Below are 18249 nucleotides of genomic sequence, written 5' to 3'. Positions count from 1 at the left end.
CCGGGAGCGACGCGCGGACGACGGTGATCCCCCGGGTCCTGCCGCAGGACCTGGGCACCGCCCACCACACCAGCCGCCTGGAGATGCCCCCGCCCGCGCCCCCGGGACACCCGCGGCCGCCCCGCCGGACCGGGCCGCTCGGCGGCCCCCGGCGCGGGCTGATCGCGGCGGTCCTGGCGGTGCTCATCGTCCTGGGCGTCGGCGGCGGTGTCTGGTACATCAACTCCGGCCAGTTCACGAAGGTCCCCTCGCTGCTGGGCCAGACCGAGAAGGCGGCCGAGAAGCGGCTTTCGGACGCGGGCCTGGAGCTGAAGGGCGTGAAGCGGGCCTTCAGCGACACCGTCGACCGGGGCAAGGTCATCAGCAGCGACCCCAAGTCCGGCGCGCGGATCAGGGGCAACGGCTCGGTCTCGCTCGTCGTCTCGCGCGGCCCCGAGATCGTCGAGGTGCCCGACGTCGTGGGCGTCCGGCTCGCCGACGCCAAGCAGCGGCTGAAGGAGGCGGGCCTGCTCCCGGGCATGGTCACCAAGGACTTCAGCGAGGACGTGGCGGCCGGCGAGGTGGTGCGTACGGACCCGGAGGCCGGCACCGGGCGACACCCGGACTCGGCGGTCGCGATCGTCGTCTCCAAGGGCAGTCCCGTCGAGGTCCCGGACGTCACCGGGCTCTCCGTGGAGGACGCCACCGACACGCTGGCCGACGAGGGGCTGAAGGTGAAGGTGAAGCCCGGCCGGGTGCACTCACCGGAGGACGAGGGCGACGTCGCCGTCCAGTCACCGGAGGAGGGCGCCGAGGCGGCGGAGGGCGATACCGTGACGGTGACGGTCTCCGACGGGCCGCGCATGATCGACGTGCCGGACGTGGTCGGCAAGGACGTGGACGACGCCCGGGACGAGCTGGAGGCGGCGGGCTTCGAGGTCGAGGTCGACCACGGGTTCCTCTCCTTCAGCGACAAGGTCGCCGGCCAGTCCGTGGACGGCGGCGACCGGGCCCCCGAGGGCAGCACCATCACCATCAAGACCAAGGGACTGTAGAGATCCGTATGCGCAACCCCGTCGGCGGCCATGTCCCCGTGGCCGGCGGCCTCGCCAGGACCGGCCTCCCCTACGCCCGCGAGATGGGCGCCGAGGCCGTCCAGGTCTTCGTCGCCAACCCGCGCGGCTGGGCCACCCCGGCCGGGAATCCGGCCCAGGACGCCCTGTTCCGCGAGCAGTGCGCGGCCGAGTCCGTACCGGCCTACGTGCATGCCCCGTACCTGATCAACTTCGGCTCGCACACCCCGGCCACGGTGGAGCGGTCCGTGGAGTCGCTGCGCCACTCGCTGCGCCGCGCCCGCGCGATCGGGGCACTGGGCGTCGTGGTGCACACCGGGTCGGCGACCGGCGGGCGGCCCCGTGAGGAGGCGCTGGCGCAGGTACGGACGCACATGCGGCCGCTGCTGGACGAGCTGACGCACGACGACGACCCGTTCCTGCTGCTGGAGTCCACCGCCGGGCAGGGTTCCTCGCTCTGCTCGCGGACCTGGGACTTCGGTCCGTACTTCGAGGCGCTGGACGCCCATCCGAAGCTCGGGGTCTGCCTGGACACCTGCCACATCTTCGCGGCGGGGCACGACCTGGCCGGGCCGGGCGGGATGAAGGAGACGCTGGACCTGCTGGTGGAGACGGTCGGCGAGGGCCGGCTGAAGCTCATCCACGCCAATGACTCCAAGGACGTCTCCGGCGCCCACAAGGACCGGCACGAGAACATCGGCTCGGGCCACATCGGCGAGGAGCCGTTCCGCGAGCTGTTCACGCACCCGGCCACCGAGGGCGTGCCGCTGGTCATCGAGACGCCGGGCGGCAAGGAGGGCCACGCGGCGGACGTGGCCCGGCTCCAGGCGCTGCGCGACGGCGGGTGACCCCCCGCGGGGGAGCCCGGTCAGAGTTCGGGGCCGTCCCCCGGCTCCTCCTGGTAGGAGTAGCGCTGTTCCCTCCAGGGGTCGCCGATGTTGTGGTAGCCGCGCTCCTCCCAGAAGCCGCGGCGGTCGGCGGTCATGTACTCGATGCCCCGGACCCACTTGGGGCCCTTCCACGCGTACAGATGGGGAACGACGAGCCGGAGCGGAAAGCCGTGCTCGGCGGTGAGCAGTTCGCCGCCCTTGTGGGTGGCGAACAGGGTCCGGTCGGAAAGGAAGTCGTCCAGCCGGAGGTTGGAACTGAAGCCGTACTCGGCCCAGACCATCACATGGGTGACCTGCGGGGCGGGGGGCGCGAGGGCGGCCACATCGCGGGCGAGCACACCGCCCCACTCGGCGCCCAGCATGCTGAATTTCGTGACGCAGTGGAGATCGGCGACGACCGAGGAGAACGGCAGCGCCGAGAATTCCTCGTGGTTCCAGCAGTGCTTCTCACCGTCGGCGGTCGCGCCGAAGACGCGGAATTCCCAGCGCTCCGGTTTGAACTTGGGGACCGGCCCGTAATGGGTCACCGGCCACCCGCGCTGCAGCCGCTGGCCCGGCGGAAGCTCGGACTGCTCTGACGCGCGGTGTTCCCGGCTTTCCGGCTGACCCATGTCTCCATGGTGACAGACAGGCAGGGGTGGTGGTGACCAGGGCGGAGGCGATTCGGGCAACTCATACTAAGCATGCACTTACTGGACGGCCACCGGGGCGGGTGCGAGGATGCCGCCAACGTGCCCGGTTCACCGTTGGAAGGAGCCTCTGCGATGCAGGGCGACCCCGAGGTCATCGAGTTCCTGAATGAACAGCTGACCGCCGAATTGACGGCCATCAACCAGTACTTCCTGCACGCGAAGATGCAGGACAACTTCGGCTGGACGAAGCTCGCGAAATACACGCGCGCCGAGTCCTTCGACGAGATGAAGCACGCGGAGGTCCTGACCGACCGCATTCTCTTCCTCGACGGCCTGCCGAACTACCAGCGGCTGTTCCATGTGCGGGTCGGCCAGACGGTCACCGAGATGTTCCAGGCGGACCGGCAGATCGAGGTCGAGGCGATCGACCGCCTCAAGCGCGGGATCGAGCTGATGCGCGGCAAGGGCGACATCACGTCGGCGAACATCTTCGAGACGATCCTCGCGGACGAGGAGCACCACATCGACTACCTCGACACCCAGCTGGACCTGGTCGAGAAGCTGGGCGAGCCGCTGTACATCGCGCAGCTCATCGAGCAGCCGGAGAGCTGACCGCGCTCAGGCGGCCTCGGGGAGCCCTTCCACCGAAGCGGAGGCGGTGGCGGGCACCTGCTTCCGGTCCAGGAGCTCGCGGCGCGGGCAGGCGCCCCGGCCGAGCATCGCCTGGATGGTGCGGACACAGCCGCCGCAGTCCGTGCCGGCCTTGGAGACCGAGGCGATCTGGCGGGGCGTGCAGGCCCCGGCCGCCGCATGGTCCTTGACCTGCTGCTCCGTAACGCCGAAGCACGAGCAGACGTACATGCGGTTCACCTCCCGGGCGGGGACGGGTCGTGGGCGCCGCCCCGATGATCGGTGAGGCTAACCTAACCTTACCCGCCGCCCGGGAGTGGCAGAAGCCCGGGAACGCCCTGTGGGGCACGGATCACATCGATCCGTGCCCCACAGTCGTGCGGTGCTCCGCGCCGCGGCCCCTACTGGTCGCGGTACATCTCGGCGACGAGGAAGGCCAGGTCGAGCGACTGGCTGCGGTTGAGCCGGGGGTCGCAGGCCGTCTCGTAACGCTGGTGGAGGTCGTCCACGAAGATCTCGTGGCCGCCGCCGACGCACTCGGTGACGTCGTCGCCGGTCAGCTCGACGTGGATGCCGCCGGGGTGCGTGCCGAGGCCCTTGTGCACCTCGAAGAAGCCCTTGACCTCGTCCAGGACGTCGTCGAAGCGGCGCGTCTTGTGGCCGGAGGCCGCCTCGAAGGTGTTGCCGTGCATCGGGTCGGTCACCCAGGCGACGGTGGCGCCGGACGCGGTGACCTTCTCGACCAGCTCGGGCAGCTTGTCGCGGACCTTGTCGGCGCCCATCCGGACGATGAACGTCAGCCGGCCGGGCTCGCGCTCGGGGTCGAGGCGCTCGACGTAGCCCAGGGCCTCGTCGACGGTGGTCGTCGGGCCGAGCTTGATCCCGATCGGGTTGCGGACCCGGGCGGCGAACTCGATGTGCGCCCCGTCCATCTGGCGGGTCCGCTCACCGATCCACACCATGTGGCCCGAGGTGTCGTACAGGTGGCCGGTGCGCGAGTCGGTGCGGGTCAGCGCCGTCTCGTAGTCGAGGAGCAGGGCCTCGTGCGAGGCGTAGAACTCGACGGCCTTGAACTCGGCCGGGTCGGTGCCGCACGCCTTCATGAAGTTCAGCGCGTTGTCGATCTCGCGGGCCAGCGCCTCGTAGCGCTGGCCGGACGGGGACGACTTCACGAAGTCCTGGTTCCACGCGTGCACCTGGCGCAGGTCGGCGTAACCGCCGGTGGTGAAGGCGCGCACGAGGTTCAGCGTGGAGGCGGACGCGTGGTACATCCGCTTCAGCCGCTCCGGGTCGGGGACGCGGTCGGCCTCGGTGAAGGCGAAGCCGTTGACGGAGTCGCCCCGGTAGGTCGGCAGGGTCACGCCGTCGCGGGTCTCGGTCGGCTTGGAGCGCGGCTTGGAGTACTGGCCGGCGATCCGGCCGACCTTGACGACGGGCACGGAGGCCGCGTAGGTGAGGACGGCGCTCATCTGGAGCAGCGTCTTCAGCTTGGCGCGGATGTGCTCGGCCGACACGGCGTCGAATGCCTCGGCGCAGTCTCCGCCCTGCAACAGGAACGCCTCGCCCTTGGCGACGGCTCCCATACGGGCACGCAGCTGGTCGCACTCGCCCGCGAAGACGAGCGGCGGATACGACGCGAGGTCCGCGAGTACATCGCGCAGCGCCTCGGAGTCGGGGTACTCGGGCTGCTGCGCCGCGGGAAGGTCTCGCCAGGTGTTGCCACCGGCGACGGAGGTATAGGCGTTCACGGTCACAGCGTCCACATTACGGGGTCGTGCCCCCTCCGTTTCCCGCTTGCCCAGTCACTGAGACGGACGTCTCGGCACGGTCGGTGCCGGGGCTGTCCGGGCGGCCTGCTAGCCTCACGGCTTTCGACGTAGAACAACGTTGGACAAGTGGACATCGAGGGCGGGGACTTGAAACGGAACCACCGTAAGGACCTCAAGAAGAGACGGCTGCTGATCGGCGCCGGCGCCGCCGTGGTCGCGACCGCGACGATCGGCACCCTGGCCGTGGCCTCGCAGGACCCGGCCGCGGGGACCGCCAAGGCCGCCGCGCCGTCCGCCGTGCTCCAGGCCCAGTTCGACGACGCGGCCCGTGAGTTCGACGTGCCCCGGAGCGTGCTGATGGCGGTCTCGTACCGGCAGACGCGCTGGGAGAGCCACGACGGCGAACCGAGCACGACCGGCGCGTACAACGTCATGGGGCTGACCAGCGTGGCGGCCGGTGACGTGGAGCAGCCGGACGACAAGGAACGTCTGGCGCACATGAACATGTCCGGCCGGCCGGACATCGAGAAGACCTTCGACGCCGCGAAGGCGCTGCGCGACCTGCCGAAGGAGACGGTCGACACCTCCGACCCCCGGCTGCACACGCTGGACGAGGCCGCCGAGCTGATCGACACGGACACGGCGTCGGTGCGCGACGACACCGAGGACAGCATCCGCGCGGGCGCGGCCCTGCTCGCCCAGTACCAGCGCGACGCGAAGGGCTCCCTGTCCGACGACGCCTCGCAGTGGTATCCGGCGGTGGCGCGGTTCAGCCAGTCACCGGACAAGAAGGGGGCCGACCTCTTCGCCAAGCGCGTCTTCGACTCGATCCGTACGGGCGAGAGCGCGGTCACCCAGGACGGCCAGCAGGTCTCGCTGCCCGCCGACCCGTCGGTGCAGCCGGTCAAGCCGGCGAACGTGCCGCTGGCCGCGTCCTTCGCGAGCACCGCCGCGACCCCCACTCCGGAGTGCCCGTCGGGTCTGAACTGCAACTTCGTGCAGGCCAAGACGTCGAGCACCGGCCAGCGCAGCTACACCCCGGCCGTGCGCCCCGACCAGGGCGTCGACATCCGGCAGATCGTGATCCACGACACCGAGGGCGACTACGCGAGCTCGCTCGCCACACTCACCAGCCCGAGCGCGGCCGCGAGCGCCAACTACCTGGTCCGCGCCTCGGACGGGCTGGTCACGCAGATGGTCGAGAACAAGGACCTGGCGTGGCACGCGGGCAACTGGTCGCTCAACATGCACTCGATCGGCGTGGAGCACGAGGGCTACGCGATCAAGGAGGGCAGCTGGTACAGCGAGTCGCAGTACGAGTCGACCGCGGCCCTGGTGAAGTTCCTGGCCGACAAGTACGGCATCCCGCTGGACCGTGAGCACGTCATCGGCCACGACGAGGTACCCGTCTTCCTGGACGCGAAGTCCAAGGACACCCACTGGGACCCGGGCCCGTTCTGGGACTGGAACCACTTCATGGGTCTGATGGACGCCCCCACGGGCGCGGGCGGCGCCGGCGGCCCGGTGAAGGCGGGGCAGCTGGTGCGCGTGGTGCCGCCGTTCACCACGGCCAACCAGCCGAAGCTGACGTACGGCACCAAGGCGGTCACCAAGCAGCCGGCGAACTTCGGCTACCTGTACACCTCGGCGTCCACCAGCGCCTCCACGCTGACGGACCCCTACTTCTCCGCGCTGTGGAGCGAGGGCTCCAACTGGGGCAACAAGGTCCGCGCGGGCGGCACCTATGTCGTCGCCGAGGTGAAGACCGACTGGACGGCGATCTGGTACGCCGGGAAGAAGGCGTGGTTCTACAACCCGGGCGGCCAGTACACCGTGCCGCTCGCCGCGGCCCCGCGCGTCGTGAAGGCCAAGGCCGGGACGACCGTCCGGATCTACGGGCGCTCCTACCCGGAGACCGCCGCCTATGACGCGGCGGGCCTGGAGGCCCCGACGGACAGCCCGGACTACCTGACGAAGTACACGCTGCCCGCGGGCCAGGGGTACGCCCTGGCGGGCGCCGAGGTGAAGGGCGACGACTGGTTCGGCTCCGCCCAGAAGGACGTCGTCGGCTCCACCTCGTACCTGCCGATCCGGTACAACCACCGGCTGGCGTGGGTGAAGGCGAGCGACGTCCAGACCTCCACGAGCGTGGCCCCGGTCTCCGCGGCCGACCGCTACAACATGGTCGGCCGCGACAGCGCCGGCCGCATCTGGCAGTACCAGGGCACCGGGAGCGCCTCCTCCCCCTACTACCGCCGCTACCAGGCGGGCTACGGCTGGGGCGGCTACACGGCGATCACCGCGATGACCGCGCTGCGCGCGGACGGAACCGGCGACTTCGTGGCCCGCGACAAGGACGGCGTCCTCTGGTACTACCGGGGCAGCGGCAACCCGGACAAGCCGTACCTGGGCCGGCTCAAGGTCGGCAGCGGCTGGAACGCGTACAACAGCCTCACCGGCATGCGCGACCTCGACGGTGACGGCAAGGCGGACCTGATCGCCCGCACCAGCTCCGGCGTGATCTATTTCTACAAGGGCACCGGCACACCGTCGAAGCCCTTCGAGCCCAAGGCCCAGATCGGCACCGGCTGGGAGATCTACAACGCGATCGTCTCCACCGGCGACCTGAACGGCGACGGCAAGGCGGACTTCGTGGCCCGGGACAAGTCCGGGGTCCTGTGGATCTACACCGGCACCGGCTCGGCCGCCAAGCCGTACGACAAGCGGGTCAAGATCGGTTCGGGCTGGGGCACGTACAAGCTGCTGCTCGGCCCGAGCGACCTCGACCGTGACGGCCGGGGCGACCTGGTCGGCGTGGACTCGGCCGGAGACCTCTGGTTCTACCACTCCACCGGCAAGGTGACGGCCCCGTTCGCGGCGAAGTCGCAGGTCGGGGACGGCTGGCAGATCTACGACCTCCTGTTCTGACCGACCGGACGTCTCGTGCGCGCGGGGCCCTTTCCCACCCGGCCGGGTGGGAAAGGGCCCCGCTGCCGTCCGGGGTGGGTTAGGGTACGGGGCATGTTCGCGCACTCGACCCGCAACTGGTGGTGGACCGCTCATCCGGCGGCCCGCTGATCGCGCGTACACACTGACGCAGAGGCCGCCCGAGGGGCGGCCTTTTCCGTGTCCACGGGCCGTTCCTCCCAGCTGATTCCCTGGAAGGAACCGACCCATGAGCTTCGACCGACTCCTGCGCGACGACTGCCCGCCGTTCGCCCTCCTGCGCCGCCGCACCCCCGGCCACGACCACGACACCGTCGAGGTGCTGATCGGCCGGGTGCACGAGGCGGACCGGCTCGCCGGCATCCCCGTCGGCGACCGGCCGTCGCTGGCGCTGGTGCCGTTCCGGCAGATCGCGGAGCGCGGCTTCGACGTGCGCGACGACGGCACACCGCTGTCGGTCCTGGTCGCGGACGAGACGTACACGATGCCCCTGGACGAGGTGCTGTCGGCGCTCCCCCGCCACGAAGTCCACGTGGACGACGGGGCGTTCGACGTCAGCGACGAGGAGTACGCCGACACCGTGCGCCGGGTGATCAAGGACGAGATCGGCCGGGGCGAGGGCGCGAACTTCGTGATCCGGCGGACGTTCCGGGGCCGGATCGACGGGTTCGGCCGGGCGGACGCCCTGGCCCTGTTCCGGCGGCTGCTGGCCGGCGAGCGGGGGGCGTACTGGACGTTCGTCGTGCACACGGGCGAGAGAACGCTGGTCGGAGCCAGCCCCGAGGTCCATGTGCGGATGTCCGGCGGGACCGTCGTGATGAACCCGATCAGCGGCACCTACCGCTATCCCGCCGAGGGGCCCACCCCCGAGAACCTGCTCGCCTTCCTCGGGGACCGCAAGGAGACCGAGGAACTCTCCATGGTGGTGGACGAGGAACTGAAGATGATGTGCACCGTCGGCGACATGGGCGGGGTGGTGATCGGCCCGCGCCTGAAGGAGATGGCCCATCTCGCGCACACCGAGTACGAGTTGCGCGGGCGCTCCTCGCTGGACGTGCGGGAGGTGCTGAGGGAGACCATGTTCGCGGCGACCGTCACCGGTTCCCCCGTGCAGAACGCCTGCCGGGTCATCGAGCGGTACGAGGACGGCGGGCGCGGCTACTACGCGGGCGCGCTGGCCCTGCTGCGCCGCGAGGCCGACGGCACCCAGACCCTGGACTCGCCGATCCTGATCCGGACCGCCGCCATCGACGCGGACGGCACGCTGCGGGTGCCGGTCGGGGCGACCCTGGTGCGCCACTCGGACCCGGAGAGCGAGGTCGCCGAGACCCACGCCAAGGCCGCCGGGGTCCTGGCCGCCCTCGGCGTGCGCCCGGCCCGCCCCGAGGCGGAGCGGGAGCGGCCCCGGCTGGCCGACGACCCCCGGGTGCGGGCGGCCCTGGACGCCCGGCGGGACGGGCTCGCCCCGTTCTGGCTGCGGATGCAGGAGCGCGCCGCCGACCGCACCGGCCACGCCCTGGTGGTGGACGGCGAGGACACGTTCACCGCGATGCTCGGGCACCTGCTGCGTGCCTCGGGGCTCGACGTCACCGTGCGCCGCTACGACGAGCCGGGACTGCGGGACGTGGTGCGGGCGCACGAGGGACCCGTGGTCCTCGGCCCGGGCCCGGGGAATCCGGGGGACGCGGCGGACCCGAAGATGCGGCTGCTGCGCGCGATGGCCGCCGAGCTGGTGCGGGACCACCGGCACGGGCTGCTCGGGGTGTGCCTGGGCCATGAGCTGATCGCCGCCGAACTGGGCCTGGAGATCGTCCGGAAGACGGTGCCGTACCAGGGGGCGCAGACCCGTATCGACCTGTTCGGGCGGCCCGAGACGGTCGGCTTCTACAACAGCTTCACCGCGCGCTGCGACGACTCCGGGGCGGCGGAGCTGGCGGCGCACGGCATCGAGGCGAGCCGGGACGAGGTGTCCGGTGAGCTGCACGCGCTGCGCGGGGCCGGGTTCGCCTCCGTGCAGTTCCACCCGGAGTCGGTGCTGACGCTGCGCGGTGCGGCGATCGTGTCCGAGCTGCTGGCGGGGCTTCCGGTGCGCGGCTGAGGCGCGGGGTCAGGGGGCGGGGCGGGCCGGGATCAGGACGTTGCCGCTGTGGCGGCCGGCCAGGTAGTCGCCGACGTTGTCGACGGTGGCGTCGATGATCTGGCCGACCGCGTCCTCGGTGTAGTACGCCTGGTGCGAGGTGACGATGACGTTCGGGAAGGTGACGAGCCGGGCCAGGGTGTCGTCGTCCACGCCCTCCAGGGACTTGTCCAGGAAGAACAGCCCGGCCTCGGCCTCGTACACGTCGAGTCCGACGCCGAGGAAGCGGCCCGCGCGCAACTCGCCGACCAGGGCCGAGGTGTCGACGAGGCCGCCCCGGCTGGAGTTGACCAGGATCGCGTCGTCCTTCATCAGGGCGAGGGCGTCCTGGTCGATGAGGTGGTGCGTCGAGGGGAGCAGCGGCACGTGCAGGCTGACCAGGTCGGACTCCGCGAGCAGGCGCTCCTTGTCGACGTACCGCATGCCCAGCTCGGCGCAGGCCGGGTTCTCGGCGACGTCCCAGCCGAGCAGCTTCATGCCGAAGCCGTGGGCGATCCGGGTGAACGCCTCGCCGATCTTTCCGGTGCCGATGACGCCCGCGGTGCGGCCGTGCATGTCGCGGCCGAGGAGCCCGTCGAGGCGGAAGTCGAAGTCGCGGGTGCGGCCGGCGGCCCGGATCACCCGGCGGTTGACCGCCATGGCCAGGGTCCAGGCGAACTCCGCGACCGAGTACGGCGAGTAGTACGAGACCCGGGCGACGCGCAGGGCCAGGCGCTCGGCGACGTCCAGGTCGATGTTGTTGAACCCGGTGGAGCGCTGGGCGATCATCTGGGTGCCGCCGGCCGCGAGGGTCTGGAGGACCGCGCCGCCCAGGTCGGCGTTGACGCTGGTGGAGATGACCTCGTAGCCCGCCGCGATGGGGGCGGTGTCCCGGTTCAGGAAGACGTCCAGGCAGCGGACGTCGTGCCTCCCGGCGAACGCCTTCTCGATCAGCGGCTTCTCGTCGGACTGCACTCCGAAGGCCAGGATCTCCACGACGTCTCCCCTGTCTGCTGCCGGGCACGGCGGTCATCGCGAATATACGGCCGGACGTCGCACCGCGCCGCTCACGACAGGCCCTATGCGTCGTCCAGGCCCCGCTCTATGGCGTACCGCACCAGCTCGACCCGGTTGTGCAGCTGGAGCTTGCCCAGGGTGTTCTGGACATGGTTCTGCACGGTCCGGTGCGAGATGACGAGCCGTTCCGCGATCTGCTTGTACGAGAGCCCCTTGGCCACGAGCCGGAGCACCTCGGTCTCCCGGTCGGTCAGTTCGGGGGCCTTCGGCTCGTCGGAGGCGGCCGGCGCGGGCTCCGAGGCCAGCCGGCGGTACTCGCCGAGGACCAGGCCCGCCAGGCCCGGGGTGAAGACGGCGTCGCCGGCGGCGGTGCGGCGGACGGCGTCGGTCAGCTCCTGGGTGCTCGCCGACTTCATCAGGTAGCCGGTGGCACCGGACTTGACCGCCTCCAGGACGTCGGCGTGCTCGCCGCTGGCGGAGAGCACGAGGACCCGCAGCCCGGGCTGGGTGCCGACGAGCTCCTTGCAGACCTGCACCCCGGGCATGCCGGGCAGGTTGAGGTCCAGGACCAGGACGTCCGGGGTGACGGCGCCGGCCCGGCGGACGGCCTGGGGCCCGTCGCCGGCGGTGGCCACCACGTCGAAGCCGGCCTCGGTGAGGTCGCGGGCCACGGCGTCCCGCCACATCGGGTGGTCGTCCACCACCATCACCCTGACCGCCCGCCGCCCGGTGCCCTCTTCGTGTGTCGCGTTCATCGGACCGAACCCGCCTTCCCCCGTGAGACCTTAGGAACCTTCAATTCGACCTCGGTGCCCTGTCCTGGCACCGAGATCAGTTCTGCCGTACCGCCCAGGTCGCGCAGCCGGCCGCGGATCGACAGGGCGACCCCGAGCCGCCCCTCCCCCTCGGCCTGCGCGAGCCGCCCCTCGGGGATGCCGGGCCCGTCGTCCCGGACCGTGACGACGACCTCGTCCGGCCAGTCCTCCAGCAGGATCCACGCCTGGGCGCCCTCGCCCGCGTGCACCCGGACATTGTCCAGGGCGGCGCCGACCGCCGCCGCCAGTTCCGCCGCCGCGGCGGACGGCAGCAGCACCGGAGCGCCCGGCTCGGCGAAGCTGGTCCGGGAGCCGGCGTGCGGGGCGAGCAGGGTCCGCAGGTCGGTCTCGCCGCCGTCCCCGGCGCCCGGTTCGTCGTCGTCCGTCTCGACGGTCCGGACGACGGCGCCCTCGGAGGCGTCCTCGGAGAGCCGGGTGGGCGGCACGAGGCCGCTGGAGACCAGGGTGCGCAGGGCGACCTCCTGCTCCCCGGCCATCCGGCCGAGCTCCGCCGCCTCGCCGCCGATCGCGGCGCCGCGCCGCTGCACCATGGCGAGGACCTGGAGCACGCCGTCGTGGATGTCCCGGGCCAGGCGCTCGCGTTCGCGGGTGGCGGCCTCGATCTCCAGGGCGCGGGCGAGGGTGCGCTCACTGGCCCGGGCGACCTCGACGACGTAACCGATCGCGATGGAGGCGACCCAGACCAGCATCACGTTGTGCAGGGTGTCGCGGCTGGGTTCGCCGCGCTCGATGAGGTTGGCGACGGCGACCAGGCTGGAGGCGAAGCCCGCCCAGCGCCAGCCGCCCTTGATCGCGAAGGCGAGGACGGAACCGGCGGTCCAGATGGAGGGCAGGGTCGGCCCGTCGACGTGTGTCGCCTGGAGGTCGGCGAGCGGGGTGACGATGATTCCGATGAGGGCGATGGCCAGGTCGGCGCCGAGGAAGCCCTTGGTGCAGGCGGCGGCGCTGCCCACCTTCGGCAGGGTGGCGAGCGTCCAGACGGCCATCAGCGACAGGAAGGTGATCGCTACCCAGGGCCGCTCGTAGTCGTGCCGGGCGAACGCGGCGAGGAGGACCGCGTAGACCATCGTCAGCACCCGGTACGCCGTCAGAGCGCGCCACAGCGGCTGCTCCACCGACATCCGGACCACGCGTACGCGTTTGACCATGCTGTTCTCCCCCGTCCCCCACGGACCGCCGCGCGGCTCAGCCGCTGTCGCCGTCCCTCTTCTTCGCGACCTCGGACCGGCGCTTGGCCTCGTCGGCGATCTGCCGCTTGGCTGCGGTCGCGTAGATGTCGACGTACTCCTGGCCCGAGAGCTTCATGATCTCGTACATCACCTCGTCGGTGACCGAGCGCAGGATGAAGCGGTCCCCGTCCATGCCGTGGTAGCGGCTGAAGTCGAGCGGCTTGCCGATCCGGATGCCGGGGCGCATCAGCTTGGGCATCACCTGGCCGGGCGGCTGGATCTTCTCCGTGTCGATCATCGCGACGGGGATGACCGGCGCCCCGGTGGCCAGCGCGACGCGGGCGAGACCGCCGGGCTTGCCCCGGTAGAGCCGGCCGTCCGGCGACCGGGTGCCCTCGGGGTAGATGCCGAAGAGGCCGCCGCTCTCGACGACCTGGATGCCGGCCCGGATGGCCGCCTCACCGGCGCCGCGCGCGCCGGAGCGGTCGACGGGGAGCTGGCCGACGCCCTTGAAGAAGGCGGCGGTGAGCTTGCCCTTCACACCGGGCGCGGTGAAGTACTCGGCCTTCGCGATGAAGGTCACCTTCCGGTCCAGGACGGCCGGCAGGAAGAAGGAGTCGGAGAACGACAGGTGGTTGCTGGCGAGGATCGCGGGCCCGCGCGCGGGGATGTTCTCCAGGCCCTCCACCCACGGCCTGAAGGCGAGCTTCAGCGACCCGCCGATGGAGAACTTCATAGCGCCGTAGATCAACTCGGATGCCTCCTGTGTGCTGTCCGACAGACCTTAACCCGCGGTGTCCCCCTTCCTCCCGCCCGGCGCGGGCGGGTGTGCGCGGCCCGGGCCGGTGACGGCCCTGGTCGGTGTCGGTCCGGTCGCGTACGGTGAAGTAATCCTCGCGCGTCCCGTACATCCTTCCGAACCCTCCCCGCTCGCTCCCCCGCGAGCCTCATGAACAGGAGACCCCGGTGCCGGTCCTTCCCGGAGCCGAGCCGTTCCGCCACGAGGGCGGAGAGGTCGGCGTCCTCCTCTGTCACGGATTCACCGGTTCCCCGCAGTCGCTGCGCCCCTGGGCCGAGTATCTGGCCGAGCGCGGTCTCACGGTCTCGCTGCCGCTGCTCCCCGGGCACGGCACGCGCTGGCAGGACATGCAGGTGACCGGCTGGCAGGACTGGTACGCGGAGGTGGACCGGGAGCTCCGCGGGCTGCTGGAGCGCTGCGCGCGGGTGTTCGTCTTCGGGCTCTCGATGGGCGGCGCGCTGGCGCTGCGGCTGGCCGCGAAGCACGGGGACGCGGTCAGCGGCCTGGTGCTCGTCAATCCGGCCAACAAGGTGCACGGCCTGGCGGCGCACGCGCTGCCGGTGGTCCGCCATCTGGTGCCGACGACGAAGGGCCTGGTCAGCGACATCGCCCTGGACGGCGTCGCGGAGGTGGGCTACGACCGGGTGCCGCTGCACGCGGCGCACTCGGTGCGCAGGTTCTTCCGGCTGGTCGACGGCGACCTGCCCCAGGTCACCCAGCCGCTCCTGTTGCTGCACAGCCCGCAGGACCATGTCGTGCCGCCCGCCGACTCGGCCCGCATCCTGAGCCGCGTCTCCTCGACGGACGTCCGGGAGGTCCTGCTGGAACAGAGCTACCACGTGGCGACGTTGGACCATGATGCGAAGCGGATCTTCGACGAGAGTCATGCGTTCATCGGCCGCCTCGCTCCGAGCGACAAGGATCAGGGCGGGAAGAAGGGGAGCACGTCCGGTGGCTGAGCACGACGCGGAGCGCGCGGGCAGCGAGGAGGAGCGCGAGCCGTTCCCCGTGGAGGGGGCGGCCGTCGCCGACGACGACGGCAAGGGCGCACCGCCCGAAGCACCGGCCGGTGCGGGGGACGGGCCGCTGGACGAGGAGGCCGTCTGGCGGGCCATCGTGGCGGGGTACGGGGAGGAGCCGCCGGACCCGCCGGGCGCGCGGCCCTTCCGCTCCGTCGAGGATCTGGTGCTGCCGGACGACGGTCCGCTGACCGCCCCGGCCGCGGACAAGGGGCTCGGCAAGCGACCGCCCAAGCCGAAGCCGGAGGCGGACCGGCCGCTCGGCGGCTCCGTGGTCTTCGCGCCCGGCGTGGGCCCGCGCGACTACGAACCGGCCGACCCGGACGCCGCCCCGGGCGGCGGGGACGACGACGAGGGCCACTTCGTGCCGCCGGAGCCGCCGCCGCTGCCGGAGGCCGACGTCACGGCGAAGTTCGCCTGGCTCGCCGTGGTCGGCGGGCCGGTGCTGATGCTGCTCGCGGTGCTGCTCTCCTGGGAGATGACCTGGTGGCTGACGACGGTCTGCGTCGGCGGCTTCCTGGGCGGCTTCGTGACGCTGGTGGCGCGGATGGACTCCGACGACGACGGTGACGACGACCCGGGCCGGGGCGCGGTGGTCTAGCTAGGACCTTTCGCCGGCTGCCGCCGGGACCCGGAGCGCGGCCAGCACCGGGAGGTGGTCGGTCGCGGCCCGCAGGTCGGCCTCCCGCACCCCGGGCAGCCCGTCCGGGACCCCGCAGCCCAGGACCTCGACGCCCTCGGTGGCGAAGACGGCGTCGATCCGGCGGCGGGGATCGTGCGCGGGGGAGGTGTACACGCCGCCCTGCGGCTTCACCTCCCAGCAGTCCTGGTAGTGCCCGGCGAGCCGCCGGAAGGCCCGCCCGCTCGGTACGTCGTTGAGGTCGCCGGCGATGACGGTGTGCGGTACGCCCAGCGCGTCCACGGTCTCCACCAGCCGCTCGGCCTGGGCGAGCCGCTCCTGCCGCTGGAGGCTCAGGTGGCAGCTGACCACGCCGACCCGGGCGCCCGCGAACCGGACCACGGCGGTGGCGAAACCCCGGCGGTGCAGGCCCGGGGTGCGCGGCAGCAGGATGTCCTCGGTGCGCTCGACCGTGGCGCGCAGCGAGCACAGCAGCAGCGGACCGGCGGCGGTGGCGCCCCCGCCCAGGACCACCAGGTCGGTGGCGGCGGCGAGCCGGGCGGCGTACTTGCGCCAGCGGAAGAAGCGCGGCGCCTCCTGGACCAGGACCAGGTCGGGGGCGCAGGCGCGGATGACCCGGGCGAGGGCGGCGTTGTCGTCGCGCATCGAGCGGATGTTGTAGCTGAGCACGCGGATGACGGCCGAACCGTCCGGCTCGGAGCGCGAATCGGGCAGCGACATCGTGGCCATGCCCTCACGATACGGCGGACGCCCGCCGCGTCCCGAGAGGGCGCGACGGGCGTCCGGTGTTTCCGTGCGCGGGTCGGGCTCAGCCCTGGCGGGCCAGGTCCGCCGCGCCCACGAGCCCTGCCTTGCCGCCGAGTTGGGCGGCGAGCACCTGGGCGTGCGGGCGCCACTCGCCGCCGATCAGCCAGCGCCGGAACGACTTGCGGATCGGGTCGAGGACGAGCTCGCCCTCGTCCGAGACGCCGCCGCCGACGATGAAGGCCGACGGGTCGAACAGCGAGGCCAGGTCGGCGAGTCCGGCGCCGGCCCAGCGGGCCAGCTCGCGGAACGAGTCGACGGCCACCGGGCAGCCCTGGCGGGCGGCCTCGCTGATGTGCTTGCCCTCGATGCCGTCGACGGTGCCGTCGCCGAGCCCCAGGAGGATCGGGGCGTTCTCCGGGGTGGCGTTGGCGCGCTGCTTCGCGTACCGCACGAGGGCGCGGCCGGAGGCGTACTGCTCCCAGCAGCCCTGGCTGCCGCAGCCGCAGAGCAGACCGTCCGGGACGACCCGGATGTGGCCGAACTCGGCGGCCACGCCGAAGCGTCCGCGGCGCAGCTTGTTGCCGATGATGATGCCGCCGCCGAGGCCGGTGCCCAGCGTGATGCAGATGACGTCGTCGTGGCCCTGGCCGGCACCGAAGCGGTACTCGCCCCAGGCGGCGGCGTTGGCGTCGTTCTCCACGACGACGGGGAGGCCGACGCGCTGCTCGACCTTGTCCTTCAGCGGCTCGTGGCGCCAGTTGATGTTGGGCGCGAACAGCACGGTGGCCCGCTTGTCGTCCACGTATCCCGCCGCGCCGATGCCGACCGCCTCGACCGCGTGCCCCTCGCTGGCGCCGGACACCGCCGCCGCGATCGCGTCCACGATGCCTTCGGCCGTCGGCGGGGTCGACACCTTGAAGGTCGAGAGGATCCGTCCCTCTTCGTCGACCACTCCAGCCGCGATCTTCGTGCCGCCGATATCGACGCCGATGGTGAGTCCCATGAATCCCTCAGTTCCGGTCGAGCCCCGCTGGGGCAACCGTACCCGAGGCCGGGCCCCGTCCTGTCGGCGCCGGTCAGTCCAGGTCGATGTGTTCGCCGGCGCCGGGCCCTCCGTCACGGGGTCCTTCGGGGCCTTCCGCCTTCTTTTCGGTGCCCGCCGGGTCCCCCGCCCCCCGGGTCCAGCGGCCTTCCTGGCCCTGGACCGCCGAGCGGTAGGCGGCGAGCAGTTCGTTACCGGCCGCCGCGATGTGATCGAAAACGTCTGGATTGCGCTCGATCACGGGCTCCACGGCCGCCTTGGCCTGCTGGATGACCTGCTGCACGGCGCCCTGCGCGGCCATCCCGAGGAGCGGCGCCTGGAACGAGCCGAGCTTGTCGGCCACCGCGTCCACCAGCTTGCGCAGCTCCTCGGCGGCGGATCCGGGCGGCGGGCCGTAGGCGGCGCGACGGCGGGCCTGCTCGGCCGCGAGGTCCTCGGCGCACGCCTCGGCCCAGGCGTCCTCGTCGGCGGGGCGATCGGTGGCTTCGCTCATGGCGGACTCCTGGGGCGTCGTGGCCGGGCGGCCCGGCATACCGGACACGTACCTTCGACGGTACCCGAACGGTGGTGCGCCGTTCAGCTCGTCCGGGGCCAGAGCGCGGGGTCGGGCGTGAAGCGGACCCGCAGCACGCCGTCGGTGAGGGCCGCGCCGGAGACGGTGCAGCGGCGCAGGGCGGGCTCCAGGGGCACGGTGCGGTGGAACGGGCCGACGGTCAGGAGGAGTTCGGCGCCGCGCCGGACGAGCTGGAGGTCCTTCTTGACGGCGCCGGGGAGCCGCAGGCACCAGACGAGTATCCCGTCGCCCTCGGGCCCGCCGGCCTCCTCGGTCCACCAGGGGTCCGGGGCCCGGCCGCCCTCCTCGCCGATGCCGGGCACGGCGAGCGCGGCGCCCCTGCCGTCCGGGCCGTCCGCGCCGGCGAGGGCCAGGAGGTCGTCGGGGCCCTG

General features: G+C 72.1%; 17 protein-coding genes and 1 pseudogene. 7 read left to right on the top strand and 11 right to left on the bottom strand.

Annotated features, from left to right (window positions below):
- Both G3I41_RS07375 and G3I41_RS07370 read left to right on the top strand, forming a co-directional pair.
- On the top strand, positions 1-1034 hold a 1034-nt coding region (locus G3I41_RS07375), incomplete at its 5' end, for a Stk1 family PASTA domain-containing Ser/Thr kinase (RefSeq protein WP_164399495.1).
- 8 nt (positions 1035-1042) lie between these two features.
- The gene (locus G3I41_RS07370; RefSeq protein ID WP_164399494.1) at positions 1043-1900 is read left to right on the top strand and encodes a deoxyribonuclease IV; all 858 of its coding nucleotides are present in this window, start codon (positions 1043-1045) and stop codon (positions 1898-1900) included.
- A 20-nt stretch (positions 1901-1920) separates the two neighbouring features.
- On the opposite strand, the gene G3I41_RS07365 is transcribed toward G3I41_RS07370, so the two are convergent.
- Positions 1921-2553: a sulfite oxidase-like oxidoreductase gene (locus G3I41_RS07365; RefSeq protein ID WP_164399493.1), complete on the bottom strand. Its 633-nt coding sequence runs from the start codon at positions 2551-2553 to the stop codon at positions 1921-1923.
- Positions 2554-2706: 153 nt separating this feature from the next.
- Between G3I41_RS07365 and bfr the strand changes: the two genes are divergently transcribed.
- Positions 2707-3186, top strand: coding sequence for a bacterioferritin (gene bfr, locus G3I41_RS07360; protein WP_164399492.1), 480 nt, complete (start codon positions 2707-2709; stop codon positions 3184-3186).
- A gap of 6 nt (positions 3187-3192) precedes the next feature.
- Here bfr and G3I41_RS07355 read toward each other — a convergent pair whose 3' ends face one another.
- On the bottom strand, positions 3193-3435 hold the full coding sequence (locus G3I41_RS07355) for a (2Fe-2S)-binding protein (protein WP_164399491.1): 243 nt from the start codon (positions 3433-3435) through the stop codon (positions 3193-3195).
- A 170-nt stretch (positions 3436-3605) separates the two neighbouring features.
- Positions 3606-4952: a 3-deoxy-7-phosphoheptulonate synthase class II gene (locus G3I41_RS07350; RefSeq protein WP_164399490.1), complete on the bottom strand. Its 1347-nt coding sequence runs from the start codon at positions 4950-4952 to the stop codon at positions 3606-3608.
- 168 nt (positions 4953-5120) lie between these two features.
- Here G3I41_RS07350 and G3I41_RS07345 point away from each other — a divergent pair, with 168 nt between their 5' ends.
- Positions 5121-7901 carry an N-acetylmuramoyl-L-alanine amidase gene (locus G3I41_RS07345; protein WP_203600437.1) on the top strand — a complete coding sequence of 927 codons (2781 nt, stop codon included), beginning with the start codon at positions 5121-5123 and terminating at the stop codon, positions 7899-7901.
- A gap of 247 nt (positions 7902-8148) precedes the next feature.
- The gene (locus G3I41_RS07335; protein ID WP_164399488.1) at positions 8149-10017 is read left to right on the top strand and encodes an anthranilate synthase family protein; all 1869 of its coding nucleotides are present in this window, start codon (positions 8149-8151) and stop codon (positions 10015-10017) included.
- Between the two features lie 9 nt (positions 10018-10026).
- Here G3I41_RS07335 and G3I41_RS07330 read toward each other — a convergent pair whose 3' ends face one another.
- The 4 genes from G3I41_RS07330 to G3I41_RS07315 form a co-directional block, all read right to left on the bottom strand.
- On the bottom strand, positions 10027-11031 hold the full coding sequence (locus tag G3I41_RS07330) for a 2-hydroxyacid dehydrogenase (protein WP_164399487.1): 1005 nt from the start codon (positions 11029-11031) through the stop codon (positions 10027-10029).
- A gap of 83 nt (positions 11032-11114) precedes the next feature.
- The gene (locus tag G3I41_RS07325) at positions 11115-11807 is read right to left on the bottom strand and encodes a response regulator transcription factor (protein ID WP_164399486.1); all 693 of its coding nucleotides are present in this window, start codon (positions 11805-11807) and stop codon (positions 11115-11117) included.
- A complete protein-coding gene (locus tag G3I41_RS07320; RefSeq protein ID WP_164399485.1) occupies positions 11804-13036 on the bottom strand; it encodes a DUF5931 domain-containing protein in 1233 nt (410 codons plus the stop codon). Before G3I41_RS07320 ends, G3I41_RS07325 begins: the two co-directional genes overlap by 4 nt.
- Before the next feature lie 37 nt (positions 13037-13073).
- The gene (locus G3I41_RS07315) at positions 13074-13793 is read right to left on the bottom strand and encodes a lysophospholipid acyltransferase family protein (RefSeq protein WP_164399484.1); all 720 of its coding nucleotides are present in this window, start codon (positions 13791-13793) and stop codon (positions 13074-13076) included.
- 230 nt (positions 13794-14023) lie between these two features.
- Between G3I41_RS07315 and G3I41_RS07310 the strand changes: the two genes are divergently transcribed.
- Positions 14024-14815 (top strand): alpha/beta fold hydrolase, encoded by a 792-nt coding sequence (locus tag G3I41_RS07310; RefSeq protein ID WP_164399483.1) that lies wholly within the window; start codon positions 14024-14026, stop codon positions 14813-14815.
- Positions 14808-15476, top strand: a complete 669-nt coding sequence (locus G3I41_RS07305) for a hypothetical protein (protein ID WP_164399482.1) — start codon at positions 14808-14810, stop codon at positions 15474-15476. The genes G3I41_RS07310 and G3I41_RS07305 overlap by 8 nt, the downstream gene beginning before the upstream one ends.
- On the opposite strand, the gene G3I41_RS07300 is transcribed toward G3I41_RS07305, so the two are convergent.
- The 4 genes and pseudogenes from G3I41_RS07300 to G3I41_RS07285 all read right to left on the bottom strand — a co-directional run.
- Positions 15477-16244: an endonuclease/exonuclease/phosphatase family protein gene (locus G3I41_RS07300; RefSeq protein ID WP_164399481.1), complete on the bottom strand. Its 768-nt coding sequence runs from the start codon at positions 16242-16244 to the stop codon at positions 15477-15479.
- A 79-nt stretch (positions 16245-16323) separates the two neighbouring features.
- Positions 16324-17265, bottom strand: coding sequence for an ROK family glucokinase (locus tag G3I41_RS07295; RefSeq protein ID WP_164399480.1), 942 nt, complete (start codon positions 17263-17265; stop codon positions 16324-16326).
- Between the two features lie 73 nt (positions 17266-17338).
- Complete coding sequence (locus G3I41_RS07290; RefSeq protein ID WP_164399479.1) at positions 17339-17797, bottom strand: DUF5304 domain-containing protein; 459 nt, start codon at positions 17795-17797, stop codon at positions 17339-17341.
- Between the two features lie 83 nt (positions 17798-17880).
- A pseudogene (locus tag G3I41_RS07285) lies at positions 17881-18249 on the bottom strand (ArsA family ATPase); the annotation flags it as partial.

The organism is Streptomyces sp. SID9727, from assembly GCF_010550605.1.
Taxonomy (GTDB): Bacteria; Actinomycetota; Actinomycetes; order Streptomycetales; family Streptomycetaceae; genus Streptomyces.
The sequence above is the reverse complement of the archived record's forward strand: the minus strand, read 5'-3'. Positions and strand labels throughout refer to the sequence as shown.

Coding starts and splice junctions, on each gene's coding strand:
- G3I41_RS07365 (WP_164399493.1), bottom strand. CDS start 2,553: ATGGGTCAGCCGGAAAGCCGGGAACACCGCGCGTCAGAGCAGTCCGAG.
- G3I41_RS07290 (WP_164399479.1), bottom strand. CDS start 17,797: ATGAGCGAAGCCACCGATCGCCCCGCCGACGAGGACGCCTGGGCCGAG.
- G3I41_RS07370 (WP_164399494.1), top strand. CDS start 1,043: ATGCGCAACCCCGTCGGCGGCCATGTCCCCGTGGCCGGCGGCCTCGCC.
- bfr (WP_164399492.1), top strand. CDS start 2,707: ATGCAGGGCGACCCCGAGGTCATCGAGTTCCTGAATGAACAGCTGACC.
- G3I41_RS07335 (WP_164399488.1), top strand. CDS start 8,149: ATGAGCTTCGACCGACTCCTGCGCGACGACTGCCCGCCGTTCGCCCTC.
- G3I41_RS07355 (WP_164399491.1), bottom strand. CDS start 3,435: ATGTACGTCTGCTCGTGCTTCGGCGTTACGGAGCAGCAGGTCAAGGAC.
- G3I41_RS07315 (WP_164399484.1), bottom strand. CDS start 13,793: ATGAAGTTCTCCATCGGCGGGTCGCTGAAGCTCGCCTTCAGGCCGTGG.
- G3I41_RS07325 (WP_164399486.1), bottom strand. CDS start 11,807: ATGAACGCGACACACGAAGAGGGCACCGGGCGGCGGGCGGTCAGGGTG.
- G3I41_RS07320 (WP_164399485.1), bottom strand. CDS start 13,036: ATGGTCAAACGCGTACGCGTGGTCCGGATGTCGGTGGAGCAGCCGCTG.
- G3I41_RS07300 (WP_164399481.1), bottom strand. CDS start 16,244: ATGGCCACGATGTCGCTGCCCGATTCGCGCTCCGAGCCGGACGGTTCG.
- G3I41_RS07295 (WP_164399480.1), bottom strand. CDS start 17,265: ATGGGACTCACCATCGGCGTCGATATCGGCGGCACGAAGATCGCGGCT.